At 64.3% G+C, this 12,549-nt stretch carries 11 protein-coding genes; 10 read left to right on the top strand and 1 reads right to left on the bottom strand.

All coding sequences use genetic code 11. The annotated features are described in order from the left end of the window. The first annotated feature begins 23 nt into the window (after positions 1–23). Complete coding sequence (locus tag FJ988_RS09390) at positions 24–1,451, top strand: aldehyde dehydrogenase family protein (protein WP_140816798.1); 1,428 nt, start codon at positions 24–26, stop codon at positions 1,449–1,451. 179 nt (positions 1,452–1,630) lie between these two features. On the opposite strand, the gene FJ988_RS09385 is transcribed toward FJ988_RS09390, so the two are convergent. Continuing rightward, positions 1,631–2,329, bottom strand: coding sequence for a GntR family transcriptional regulator (locus FJ988_RS09385; protein ID WP_140816796.1), 699 nt, complete (start codon positions 2,327–2,329; stop codon positions 1,631–1,633). Positions 2,330–2,561: 232 nt separating this feature from the next. Here FJ988_RS09385 and FJ988_RS09380 point away from each other — a divergent pair, with 232 nt between their 5' ends. The 9 genes from FJ988_RS09380 (at position 2,562) to FJ988_RS09335 (ending at position 12,501) form a co-directional block, all read left to right on the top strand. After that, entirely contained in the window at positions 2,562–3,602 is a 1,041-nt protein-coding gene (locus FJ988_RS09380) for an ABC transporter substrate-binding protein (protein ID WP_140816794.1), read from the top strand. Positions 3,603–3,682: 80 nt separating this feature from the next. Further along, complete coding sequence (locus FJ988_RS09375) at positions 3,683–4,762, top strand: ABC transporter ATP-binding protein (protein ID WP_140816792.1); 1,080 nt, start codon at positions 3,683–3,685, stop codon at positions 4,760–4,762. Next, on the top strand, positions 4,759–5,670 hold the full coding sequence (locus FJ988_RS09370; protein WP_140816790.1) for an ABC transporter permease: 912 nt from the start codon (positions 4,759–4,761) through the stop codon (positions 5,668–5,670). Before FJ988_RS09375 ends, FJ988_RS09370 begins: the two co-directional genes overlap by 4 nt. Beyond that, on the top strand, positions 5,670–6,464 hold the full coding sequence (locus FJ988_RS09365; protein WP_407067755.1) for an ABC transporter permease: 795 nt from the start codon (positions 5,670–5,672) through the stop codon (positions 6,462–6,464). The genes FJ988_RS09370 and FJ988_RS09365 overlap by 1 nt, the downstream gene beginning before the upstream one ends. Positions 6,465–6,486: 22 nt before the next feature. Then, positions 6,487–8,073 (top strand): gamma-glutamyltransferase, encoded by a 1,587-nt coding sequence (gene ggt, locus FJ988_RS09360; protein WP_140816786.1) that lies wholly within the window; start codon positions 6,487–6,489, stop codon positions 8,071–8,073. Positions 8,074–8,122: 49 nt separating this feature from the next. Beyond that, entirely contained in the window at positions 8,123–9,649 is a 1,527-nt protein-coding gene (locus tag FJ988_RS09355) for an acyl--CoA ligase (RefSeq protein WP_140816784.1), read from the top strand. Then, positions 9,649–10,635 (top strand): 2-dehydropantoate 2-reductase, encoded by a 987-nt coding sequence (locus FJ988_RS09350; RefSeq protein WP_140816782.1) that lies wholly within the window; start codon positions 9,649–9,651, stop codon positions 10,633–10,635. Before FJ988_RS09355 ends, FJ988_RS09350 begins: the two co-directional genes overlap by 1 nt. Before the next feature lie 1,045 nt (positions 10,636–11,680). Then, positions 11,681–12,034, top strand: coding sequence for a nuclear transport factor 2 family protein (locus tag FJ988_RS09340; RefSeq protein ID WP_140816778.1), 354 nt, complete (start codon positions 11,681–11,683; stop codon positions 12,032–12,034). Between the two features lie 119 nt (positions 12,035–12,153). After that, positions 12,154–12,501, top strand: coding sequence for an ArsC family reductase (locus FJ988_RS09335; RefSeq protein ID WP_140816776.1), 348 nt, complete (start codon positions 12,154–12,156; stop codon positions 12,499–12,501). The last annotated feature ends 48 nt before the right edge of the window (positions 12,502–12,549 follow it).

Here is a 12,549-nt window from a genome sequence, read left to right as displayed (position 1 = left end):
ATTCCCAGACAACGGAGCCCTTCGTGAGCAATCATCTGAAGTTTTTCATCGACGGCAAATGGGTCGATCCGGTCGCGCCGGCGACGCTGGACGTCATCGATCCGTCTACCGAGGAAGCCTATACGAAGATATCGGTCGGCTCGAAGGCCGATGTCGACAAGGCGGTCGCCGCCGCCAAGGCTGCCTTCCCGTCCTTCTCGCAGACCACCAAGGCCGAACGCCTGAAACTTCTGAAGCGCATCCTCGAAGTCTACAACGAGCGTTACGAGGACATCGCCCAAGCCGTCAGCCAGGAAAATGGCTCGCCCATCACCTGGGCGCGCGAAGCGCAGGCCTGGGCCGGCCGTGCCCATATGGAAGCGGCCATCAAGGCGCTGGAGGATTATGAATTCTCGGAGAAGCGCGGCTCGACCATGGTGGTCAAGGAGCCGATCGGCGTCTGCGCGCTGATCACGCCGTGGAACTGGCCGCTCAACCAGATCGTCTGCAAGGTGGCGCCGGCGATCGCGGCCGGCTGCACCGTCGTGCTGAAGCCGTCCGAGATCGCGCCCATCAGCGGCATCGTCCTTTCCGAGGTGATGGAGGCCGCCGGCACGCCGAAGGGCGTCTACAACATGGTCAACGGCACCGGTCCGGAAGTCGGCCAGATCATGGCCGGCCATCCGGATGTCGACATGGTCTCCTTCACCGGCTCGACCCGTGCCGGCATCATCGTCGCGCAGACCGCGGCGCAGACCGTCAAGCGCGTCGCCCAGGAGCTCGGCGGCAAGTCGGCCAACATCGTGCTGCCCGACGCCGATTTCGAAACGGCGGTGAGGAAGGGCGTGGAAGGCTGCTTCGGCAATAGCGGCCAGTCCTGCGACGCGCCGACCCGCATGCTGGTGCCGGCCGCCCGCCATGACGAGGCACTGGCCATCGCCAAGCAGGCCGCCGAAGCCCACAATGTCGGCGATCCGCGCTCGGAAGAGACCAAGCTCGGCCCGGTCGTCTCCGACATCCAGTACGGCAAGATCCAGCGGCTGATCGAGGCCGGCATCAAGGAAGGCGCCACGCTGGTCACCGGCGGTCCCGGCCGTCCGGAGCATCTCAACCGCGGCTATTATGTGCGCCCGACCGTCTTCGGCCATGTGAAGCCCGGCATGACCATCGAGAAGGAGGAAATCTTCGGCCCGGTGCTGTCGGTCATCTCCTATGACGACGATGCCGACGCGGTGAAGATCGCCAACGACACCGTCTATGGCTTGGCTGCCTACGTGCAGTCGCAGGACATCGACCACGCCCGCAAGGTCGCGGCGCAGCTGCGCGCCGGCCAGGTGTCGATCAACTATCCGGAGTGGGACACCTTCGCGCCCTTCGGCGGCTACAAGCAGTCCGGCAATGGCCGCGAATATGCCGATTGGGCCATCCACGACTTCCTTGAGGTCAAGGGCATCATCGGCTACGGCGGCTGATCGGGAGAGCTTGCTTTCCTCGCCCCACGACAGTGGGGAGAGGTGGCTCGGCGAAGCCGAGACGGAGAGGGGAGCGCCGTTGGAGAGTTACGCGCAGCTATAGACGCCGCAGGCCCCTCTCCGTCCGCTTCGCGGACACCTCTCCCCCGCCTCCGGCAGGGGCGAGGAACCAGGTCCCCCTACGACGCCTTGGCGAAAAATCCCTGATAGTCGGATTTGGCCTGCAGCAGGCGCAGGATGCTTTCGCGCGAGCCGCGCACATGCGCGCGGGCGCGCTCGCCGGCGAGCGTGACGTCGCCCTCGCAGATCGCATCGACGATGCCGGCATGCTCCTCGCGGGTGAGCTTCCATTCGTCGAGCCACAGAAGCTCGGTCCAGACATATTGCTGGCACTTGTCGAGGATGCCGCACAGCATGCCGTGGAGCATCTCGTTGCCGCTGATCTCGGCGATCACCCGGTGCAGGTCGATGCCGACCTGCAACTCCCCGAATTTTTCGCGCGTGCTGCGCTCCGGGATCGCCGCCAGCCGCTCGCATTCGGCGAGCATTTCGCGCAGCCGCGCCTTGTCGGCGGCGGTCGCGTTGGCGGCCGCCAGTTCGGTGGCGTGCCCGTCGAGCAGTTCGCGGATGTCGAAGGCTTCGCGGAACATGGTGAGATTGAACTCGGCCACCAGATAGCCCTGGCGCGGACGCCCGATCACCAGCCCATCGCGCTCCAGCCGGTTGAAGGCTTCGCGCACCGGCGTGCGGCTAACCTTCAGGCGCTCGGCGATCTCGTTTTCCGTGACGCGGCCGCCCGGCGGGATTTGCCCGGTGATGATCAACGCCTTCAGCGCCTCGAACACAGAGTCGCGCAGCGTGTTCTTTCTCTCCTTCAAGCGTCCGCCTCCAACGGCCTGTCATGGATTCGCGAGTTTAGTTCGTTTTAGGGCCTGCTTGAACAGAGGCTTTTCGAGGGCAGCAATCGCCCTGCGAAGCGGCTCATCCTCGAATGCCCAAAAATCACGAAAACCCGTGTTGACATCGGCTTCCGAAAAATTACACTCAAAATTGTATACAAATTCGCATACCAAAGCAATGATAACGGGAACACCAGTTGGAGAAGCGAACATGACGAAGAGACTTTGTATTCACGGCCTGGCGATCGCCGGGCTGCTGGCCTCGGCCGCCGTTCCCGCGTCGGCCGCCGACACAATCACCGTCGCCTCATGGGGCGGCACCTATCAGGAGGCGCAGACCAAGGCCTTCTTCGATCCGACGGCCAAGGAACTCGGCATCACCATCAAGCAGGATACCACCAACGGCCTCGACGACGTGCGCCTTCAGGTCACCGGCAATGCGGTGAAATGGGACGTCACCGAGCTTGGCGCCGACGAATGCGCGCGCGGTTCCAAGGAAGGCCTGTTCGAGAAGCTCGACTACAGCGTCATCGACAAGAGCGGCATCAACCCGAAGCTCGTGCATGACGACTGGGTCGGCATCTCCTACACCTCGGTGGTGCTGATCTACCGCACCGATGTCTTCGGCGACAAAGGCCCGAAGACCTGGGCCGATTTCTGGGACGTCCAAAAATTCCCGGGCCGCCGCGCGCTCTCCGGCAGCCAGGCGACGGAGACGCTGAGCGTCGCGGCGCTCGCCAAGGGCATCCCGATCGACAAGGTCTATCCCGTCGATATCGACGGCGCCTTGCAGTCGGTCGACAAGGTCAAGGGCCATATCGATGCCTGGTGGACTTCGGGCGCCCAGGCCATGCAGCTCGTCAAGGATGGCGAGGTCGACATGGCGAGCATCTGGAACGGCCGCGCTGGGACGCTCAAGAAGGAAGGTGCGCCGGTCAGCTTCTCCTTCGATCAGGGCGTGCTCACTGCCGACTGCATGGTCATCCCGAAGGGCTCGAAGAACAAGGACCTCGCCATGAAGGCTCTGGCCAAATTCGTCAGCCCCGAACTGCAAGCCAACCTGCCGCTCTATGTCGACAACGGCCCGGCCAACGAGAAGGCCTTCGACACCGGCAAGATCCCGCCCGAGCGTGTCAAGGAGATCAACTCGGCGCCGGAAAACGTCAAGAAGCAGGTGCTGCAGGATCCCGAGTTCTGGCGCGACACCCTGGTCGAGGCGACGGAAAAATTCGACAACCTGATCCAGCAATAGCGATCCTATCAGAGCGGCGCCCATGTGGCGCCGCTCCGCATCGTTTCGCGAAGAATGATCCGGAGTTGAAGGAGATGCTCTTGTCTCTTGCGCAGACCGCGCTGCCCATCGGCATCAGCGGTATCGAAAAACGCTTTGGCGGCGTGTCGGTGTTGCACGATCTCGGCCTCGATGTCGCGGCCGGCGAATTCCTGACGCTGCTCGGGCCTTCCGGTTCGGGGAAGACGACGCTGCTGATGATCCTGGCCGGCTTCGTGCGGGCCAATGCCGGCTCCATCAAGGTCGGCGGCGAGGAGATCATCACCATGCCGCCGCACAAGCGCAACATCGGCATGGTGTTCCAGAACTATGCGCTGTTCCCGCATATGAACGTCTTCCACAACATCGCCTTTCCGCTGAAGCAGCGACGCGTATCGGCCGCGGAAACAGCTGAACGCGTCGAGAGGGCGCTGGACCTGGTGCAGCTGAAAGGCCTCGGTGAGCGCCGCGTCGACCAGCTTTCCGGCGGCCAGCGCCAGCGTGTTGCCCTGGCCCGCGCCATCGTGTTCGAGCCGCGCATCGTTTTGATGGACGAGCCGCTGTCGGCGCTCGACAAGAGCCTGCGCGAGCACATGCAGATCGAGCTGCGCAACCTGCATCGCAGGCTCGGCATGACGACCGTCTACGTCACCCACGACCAGCGCGAGGCGATCACCATGTCGGACCGCATCGCCGTCATGAATGCCGGGCGCATCGAGCAGATCGACCAGCCGGAAATCATCTACGCCAGCCCCAAGACCAAGTTCGTTGCCGGCTTCATCGGCGAGTCCAGCTTCATTCCGGTCCAATGCCGCGACGGCGGCGTCTGGTATGAGGACAGGAAGCTTCGCATGACGACGGCGGCACCCTCCGCCGGCCGGCATCTGATGGTGGTCCGGCCGGAAAAGCTGCGCCTGGTCGCCGGCGAACAAGCGGGCGAGGTCAACGCACTGCCGGCAATTGTCGGCGACGTGATCTACCAAGGCGACAGCTTTGTCTGCTACGCGACGCTCAAGGATGGGCGGCAGCTGATCTTGCGCGACTATTGCCGCTCCGACGTGCTGGCGAAGCTGCCCGCGCCGGGCGAGCCGATCATGCTCGGCATCGATGCGCAGGATGTCGTGCTGGTGGCCGATCAATGAGCATAGGCTCCGCCATCCCGGGCAATGCCGGCAGGGTCAACGCGGATGCGCTCGACGCCGACGCGCGCGGCGAATCCTTCGGTCTGCTCGCGCTTTTGTCGCCCGGACTCTTTCTGGTCTTCGCCGTCATCATCGTGCCGATCGGCTGGCTGTTCTGGCTCTCGCTGTTCGACGAGGCCGGCCAGCTCAGCGCCTCGAACTATGCGCGCTTCTTCGAGCAAGCCTCCTACATCAAGACCTTCGTCACCACCTTCAAGGTCGCCTTCACCGTCACCGGCGCATCCGTGCTGCTCGGCTATCCGCTGGCCTATATGCTGTCGCAACTGCCGCGGCGCGCCGCCTCGATCTGCCTGATCTTCGTCATCCTGCCGTTCTGGACCTCGGTGCTGGTGCGCACTTATGCCTGGCTGGTCATCCTGCAGCGCAAGGGCCTGATCAACAGCTGGCTGATCGATCTCGGCGTGATCGGCCAGCCGCTGCCGCTCGCCAACAATTTCACCGGCGTCGTCATCGGCATGACCCACATCATGCTGCCCTTCCTGGTGCTGCCGCTCTACGCCTCGATGAAGACCATCGACACCGACTGCCTGCGAGCCGGCATGAATCTCGGCGCCAGCCCGGCCGCCACCTTCCGCCAGATCTTCTTCCCGCTGTCGCTGCCTGGCCTTGCCTCGGGCGTCGTCATCGTCTTCGTGCTGTGCCTCGGCTTCTTCGTCACGCCGGCGCTGATGGGTGGCGGCAAGGTGATCATGTGGGCGATGCGCATGGAGCAGACCACCAGCCTCTATTCCAACTGGGGCGCGGGCGCGGCGCTCGGCGTCGTACTGCTTGCCGTGACGCTGGCGCTGCTTGGCCTGTTCCAATGGCTGCTCGGCGCCCGCGCCACCGGCGTGTGGAGCCAGCGATGATGGAAAACAGCCTGCCCATTTCGCACCGGCAGCGCCTCTGGCTCTATGCGCTGGGCGGCCTTGTCATGCTGTTCCTGATCGCGCCATCGGTCATCATCGTCATCATGTCCTTCTCCGGCTCGAGCCTGCTGCAATTCCCGCCGCAGGAATGGTCGCTGCGCTGGTACCAAAGCTATTTCGGCTCGGTCGAATGGCGCGATGCCACGATCGTCTCGGTCAAGGTGGCGGTGATGACCGCGATCGTGGCGACGCCGCTCGGCACGGCAGCGGCCTATGCCATCAACGCGGGCACGCTCAGGCTGACCGGCTTGATCAACGCGCTGCTCACCGCATCGCTGATCATCCCAGTCATCCTGATAGGCATCGGCACCTTCTTCCTCTATGCCCGCATCGGCCTCAACAACACGCTGACCGGCCTCGTCATCGCGCATACAGTGCAGGCGCTGCCGCTGGTCGTGCTCACCGTGCTGTCCGGCCTGCGATCCTACGACATGAACCAGGAGAAGGTGGCGCGCAGCCTCGGCGCCGGGCGCTTCTCCGCCTTCTTCCAGGTGACGATGCCGCAAATCCGCTTCTCGATCGTCTCGGGCGCGCTGTTTGCCTTCATCACCTCGTTCGACGAGGTGGTGGTGTCGCTGTTCGTCTCCGGCGGCGAGACCACGACGCTGACGCGGCGCATGTTCAATGCGCTGCGCGACCAGATCGACCCGACGATTGCCGCCATTTCGACTTGCCTGATCGTGCTATCGATCGTCTTGTTGTCCGCCGCCCAGCTTTTCGGCCGCGGACGTTGAATGCAGGGACACCCAAAACAGCATGCGTGACTTCCAGTTTCCAGGCCGCTCGCCGGTCCGCGCCACCGAGGCCATGGCCGCCACCTCGCATCCGCTCGCCACCTTGGCTGCCATCGAGATGCTGCGCTCCGGCGGCAATGCGATGGACGCCGCCGTCTGCGCCGCCGCCGTGCAGGCCGTGGTCGAGCCGCAATCGACCGGCATCGGCGGCGACTGCTTTGTCCTCTATTGCCCGAAAGGACAGGGCGAGGTGATCGCCTTTAACGGCTCCGGCCGCGCGCCAGCCGCCGCGACCACCGACTGGTATCTGGACAAGGGCTTCAACGAGTTGCCGAAGCAGGGGCCGCACGCCGTCACCGTTCCCGGCGCCATCGACGCCTGGTGCCGGCTGCTGGAAGATCACGGCCGCAAGGGCATCGCCGATGCCTTGGCTCCCGCCATCCACTACGCCGAGAACGGCTATATCGTGCACGACCGCGTCGCCTTCGACTGGCAGGATCCCGAGACCGACCTGTCGGCCGACGAGGTGGCGGCGCGCATTTTCCTGCCCGGCGGCAAACCGCTCAAGGCCGGCGATGTGCATCGCCAGCCCGAGCTTGCCGAAACGCTGCGCATCGTCGCCAGGACAGGCCGCGCCGGCTTCTACGAGGGCGCGGTCGCCGAAGACCTTGTCGGTCGGCTGAGGCAGCTCGGCGGGCTGCACACGCTCGACGATTTCGCCGCGACCAAGGGCGACTACAGGACCCCGGTCGGCACCTCCTATCGCGGCCACGACATCCACCAGATGCCGCCGAACAATCAGGGTCTTACGGCGCTGCTGATGCTCAACGTGCTGTCGGGCTTCGATCTGGGCAAACTCGATCCCGACGGCGCCGAGCGTCTGCATCTGGAGATCGAGGCCGGGCGGCTGGCCTATCAGGACCGCGACGCCTTTTTCGGCGACCAGGACCATGTCGACGTTCCGGTCAAGGCGCTGCTCTCCGGCACCTATGCAGAGCGGCTGCGCGCCGCGATCGATCCCGAGCGCGCCATGACGCATCTGCCGCGCCTCGATCTGCCGGGCAGCGACACGGTCTACCTCACCGTCGTCGACCGCGACCTGAATGCCGTGAGTTTCATCAACTCGACCTACTATTCCTTCGGCAGCGGCGTCGTCGGCCCGAAGACCGGCGTCATCCTGCAGAACCGCGGCTCGAGCTTCCGGCTCGATGCGAAGCACCCCAACGCGATTGCGCCCGGCAAGCGGCCGATGCACACCATCATGCCAGGCATGATGACCAAGGACGGCCGCGCGGTGATGCCCTTCGGTGTCATGGGCGGCGGCTACCAGCCCTTCGGCCATGTCCATGTGCTGACCAACATGATCGACTTCGGCATGGACCCGCAGCAGGCGATCGATGCCGCGCGCGTCTTCTACAACCACGATGTCGTCGAAGCCGAGCGCAGCGTACGCCCCGACGCCATCGAAGGCCTGCGCCTGCGCGGCCATCGGGTGGTGGAAGCCGATCATCCGCTCGGCGGCGGCCAGGCGGTGCTGATCGACTGGGAGAAGGGCACGCTGACCGGTGCCTCCGATCCGCGCAAGGACGGCTTGGCGCTCGGATATTGAGCATCACTTTGCTGGACATCGGCCGATCGCTCGCAACATAGTTGGAACCATGACCGCAACAGAAAACACCGACCTCGCCCATCGCCTTGCGGCAGGCGCCGACGACGCGCCGGCGATCCTGGCGCCCGACCGCGCAACCCTTTCCCATGGCGGATTGCGCAAGCTGATCCTCGACACCGTCGCGCGGCTCAATGCGCTCGGCATCGGCCGTGGCGACCGCGTCGCCATCGTGCTGCCGAACGGTCCGGAGATGGCGAGCGCCTTCGTCGCCGTGGCGGCCGCCGCCTCGACGGCGCCGCTCAATCCCGCCTACCGCGCCGACGAGCTCGATTTCTATCTCAGCGACGTCGGCGTCAAGGCGATCCTCGTCGGCAAGGACGAGACGGGGCCGGCTGTCGACGTTGCGGCAAAACTCGGCATCCGCGTGCTGCGGCTGGTCGTGCCGGAAAATGCGCCGGCCGGAATCTTTACGATCGAGGGCGATCCAGTCGCGTCGGCGGTGACGTCCGGATCGGCACAGGATGGCGACATCGCACTGCTGCTGCACACATCTGGCACTACCTCGCGCCCAAAGCTGGTGCCGCTCAGCCACGCCAATCTTGCCGCCTCGGCAAGGCATATCGGCGCCACGCTTAGCCTGACGCCGACCGATCGCTGCCTCAACATCATGCCGCTGTTCCACATCCACGGCCTAATCGCCGCGGTGCTGTCCTCGCTCGCCGCCGGCGGCAGCGTCTTCTGCACGCCGGGCTTCAACGCGCTGCGCTTCTTCCAGTGGCTCTCCGACGCCAGGCCGAGCTGGTACACGGCGGTGCCGACGATGCATCAGGCGATCCTGCCGCGCGCCGCGCGCAATCCCGAGCAACTCGCCGAAGCCAAGCTGCGCTTCATCCGCTCGTCTTCCGCGTCGCTGCCGGCGCAGGTTATGGCCGAATTGGAAGCGACCTTCGGCTGTCCGGTGATCGAATCCTACGGCATGACCGAGGCCGCGCATCAGATGGCGTCCAACCGTCTGCCGCCCGGCCAGCGAAAGCCGGGCAGCGTCGGCGCCTCGGCCGGACCGGACGTCGCCGTGATGGCGCCGGACGGGCGGTTGCTCAAGCCGGGCGAGACCGGCGAGATCGTCATTCGCGGCCCCAACGTCACCGCCGGCTACGAGAAGAACCCGGACGCCAACGCCAGCGCCTTCGCGCATGGCTGGTTCCACACCGGCGACCAGGGCGTGCTCGACGCGGACGGCTATTTGCGTGTCACCGGCCGGCTGAAGGAGATCATCAATCGCGGCGGCGAAAAGATCTCGCCGCTCGAAGTCGACGAGGTGCTGATGGATCATCCGGCGGTGGCGCAGGTCGTCACCTTCGCCATGCCGCATGACAAGCTGGGCGAAGAGGTCGCGGCCGCTGTCGTGCTGCGCGAAGGGCAGGGCGCCAGCGAGGCCGACATCCGCGGCTTCGCCGCGACCCGGCTCGCCGATTTCAAGGTGCCGCGCAAGGTGCTGATCCTCGACGAGATCCCGAAAGGTGCGACCGGCAAATTGCAGCGCATAGGGCTGGCCGCAAAACTCGGGCTCGGCTGATGCGTATCGCAGTCTTTGGCGCCGGCGCGATCGGCGGCTATCTCGCGGCCAAGCTGGCGATCGCCGGCAGGATCGAACTGTCGGTGGTGGCGCGCGGCGCGCATCTCGACGCGATCAAGGCCGATGGCCTCAAACTGATCGAAGACGGCAACGAGACCGCAGCGCCGGTGAGGGCGGCGGCGCGGGCCGAGGAGCTCGGCGCGCAGGACTATGTCGTGCTGGCGCTGAAGGCGCATTCCGTGGCGCCGGCGCTTGATCAGATCGCGCCTTTGCTCGGTCCCGATACGGCTGTTGTCACCATGCAGAACGGCGTGCCCTGGTGGTATTTCTACAAGGCTAGCGGCGCGCTCGAAGGCACGCGACTCGCGGCGGTCGATCCCGGCGGCGCGATCTGGCAGCGCATCGGGCCGGAGCGCGTCATCGGCTCCGTTGTGTACCCTGCCGTCGAGGTCGATGCTCCAGGCCTCATCCGCCATGTCGAAGGCACGCGCTTTTCGCTCGGCGAGCCGTCCGGCGAAAAGAGCGAGCGGGTCGCCGCCCTTGCGCGCGAACTGGTCAAGGCCGGCCTGCAGGCGCCGGTGCGCGAGGACATCCGCTCGGAGATCTGGGTGAAGCTTTGGGGCAATCTGTCCTTCAACCCGATCTCGGCGCTGACCGGCAGCACGCTTGCCGCCATCGTTGCCGACGACGGCACCCGCGCACTTGCCCGCGCCATGATGCTTGAGGCGCAGGCGATCGGCGAACAGCTCGGCGTGCGCTTTCCAATTCCTGTCGACCGCCGCATCAAGGGCGCCGGCGATGTCGGCGAGCACAAGACCTCGATGCTGCAGGACCTCGAGCGCGGCCGCCCGATGGAGATCGATGCGCTGGTCACGGCCGTGCAGGAACTCGGCCGTCTGACTGGGCAGCCGACGCCGACCATCGACGCCGTGCTGGCGCTGGTGCGGCGGCTGGCCATCGAGCGCGGGTGCTATTCGCCCTTGTAGCTTGTTCCTTATTTGCTCCAGTCTGATCCTGGCGATGGTATATTTGACAGACCCCCTGGGAACTACGATCCCGGCCGAATCCGATCTCGGACACGGCGTAGCGCTTCAGATATGCAAATGGCGTATCGCCGCTCTACCGTCATGCGTTCGTCGGCCGTTAGATCGGTTCGTTCCAAATTGCGCACTTCGTTGGCGATAATGCTTCGCAGATGGTCGTCGCCAATCTGAGCTAGTGTTTTCGGCATGCGTAGTCATAGCCTCGTTAGGGACTGTCTGGACGCTAACGACGGCGGAACCATCGAGACGGCCATATGTTCCGACGAGTCGATGATTTGAACGCATGAGGAGGGGATGGATGCTCGCCCCTGGGGAGGTAGCTGAGCATCCATCAAACTGACGATGAAGGGACTACGCTCGCCAGCCAAGTCAAAACTAGGAAACGGGCAGTCGGTTTCGTAGCACGGACCATTGCGCGCGCGTGTCAGACCACAGTCCGGGACACTGGCATCTACGGCGACCCACCCCCAAACCATCGAACAAACTCCGCATCCTTCCCAGTGACGTCCTTCACGGTCCTTAATAGAGCTTCATGCAGTTCGCGCATTGAGCGGTAGTGGTCGCACTGCGGCGATATCAGAGGCTGCACTATGGCGATATGCAGCCCCGCCGATGCCTGTAGGAACTTCTCCAAGTCTGCACCCGATAGTTGCTTCGGCTTGTTGCGCCTGACCACTTGCGATCTCCGTTGCGGAATCGCCCCATCTAGGACAATGTTCCTACATCGGCAAACGAAATCAAGACGAACTGAATGTCGTTTGCTCGTCCTGGTCCACAGCTTTCCGGGGCAGGGCTGCCATCAGCTTTGCGGAAGCTGGCAGTTGAGCGGCCAGGACGACTCGCATGCCGTCATGTGAACATCTCAAACGGCGACTATCTTCACCTGGCCGTGTCGCATCCTGACACGAATTGTCACCTTGGAACGACGCAGCGGTGGCAGCCGAGCAATCGGCCCCCTACTTGCAGTTCGTTCAAACAGGAGGAAATCATGACCATTGCAGAAATTGCCAAGGATTTCACGGAACTCCTCAAGCAGGGGGACAGCCACGGCGCTGCCGCGAAATACAATGCCGACGACATCGTCAGCTATGAGGCGATGGAAGGGCCGATGGCCGTCTGCAACGGCAAGGAAGCCGTCAAGCAGAAGGGCGAGTGGTGGGAAGCCAACCATGAGGTCCACGGCGGCTCTGTTGACGGCCCTTATGTCAATGGCGACCAGTTCGCGCTGCGTTTCAAATTCGACATAACGCCCAAATCCACCGGCGAGCGCGTCACCATGGATGAGGTCGGCCTCTACACCGTCAAGAACGGCAAGATCGCTGAAGAGCGTTTTTACTACTAGGTTACATCTCGGCGGCAGGGGTGACATACCCCGGCCGCCGCGAGCCGCGGCGAAGCGCTGGCAAAGCCGCCACGGCGGGCTTAGGGTTCGCTTAGATTCGCAAACCCCCGAGGCTCGCCTTGACCATCACCATGTACGGCATCACCACCTGCGACACGATCAAGAAGGCACGCGTCTGGCTGGAGAGCCATGACGTTCCCTACCGCTTTCATGACTACCGGGCCGAAGGCATCGAGGCGGACAGGCTGGACGGCTGGGTCGGCAAGGTCGGCTGGGAAAAGCTGCTCAACAAGGGCAGCACGACCTTCCGCGAGCTGCCCGACAAGGACAAGGCCGGCCTCGACGAGAAGAAGGCGAAGAAGTTGATGCTGGCAAAGCCGACGATGATCAAGCGGCCGGTGCTGGAGGTGGGGACTGACGTTCTCGTTGGCTTCAAGCCAGAGTTTTACGAAGCAAAGGTGAAGTAGGACTCAAATTTAGAAGTCGAGTTCCTTCGCGCCCCCCTCTGTCCTGCC

It is taken from the genome of Mesorhizobium sp. CU3, assembly GCF_006442965.1.
In the GTDB taxonomy this organism is placed as follows: Bacteria; Pseudomonadota; Alphaproteobacteria; order Rhizobiales; family Rhizobiaceae; genus Mesorhizobium.
This window is presented reverse-complemented; position numbering and strand designations above follow the sequence as displayed.

Bases quoted from the DNA above. Each gene is read 5' to 3' on its own strand.
- FJ988_RS09350 (WP_140816782.1), top strand. From the start codon at position 9,649: ATGCGTATCGCAGTCTTTGGCGCCGGCGCGATCGGCGGCTATCTCGCG.
- FJ988_RS09380 (WP_140816794.1), top strand. From the start codon at position 2,562: ATGACGAAGAGACTTTGTATTCACGGCCTGGCGATCGCCGGGCTGCTG.
- FJ988_RS09370 (WP_140816790.1), top strand. From the start codon at position 4,759: ATGAGCATAGGCTCCGCCATCCCGGGCAATGCCGGCAGGGTCAACGCG.
- FJ988_RS09340 (WP_140816778.1), top strand. From the start codon at position 11,681: ATGACCATTGCAGAAATTGCCAAGGATTTCACGGAACTCCTCAAGCAG.
- FJ988_RS09365 (WP_407067755.1), top strand. From the start codon at position 5,670: ATGGAAAACAGCCTGCCCATTTCGCACCGGCAGCGCCTCTGGCTCTAT.
- FJ988_RS09355 (WP_140816784.1), top strand. From the start codon at position 8,123: ATGACCGCAACAGAAAACACCGACCTCGCCCATCGCCTTGCGGCAGGC.
- ggt (WP_140816786.1), top strand. From the start codon at position 6,487: ATGCGTGACTTCCAGTTTCCAGGCCGCTCGCCGGTCCGCGCCACCGAG.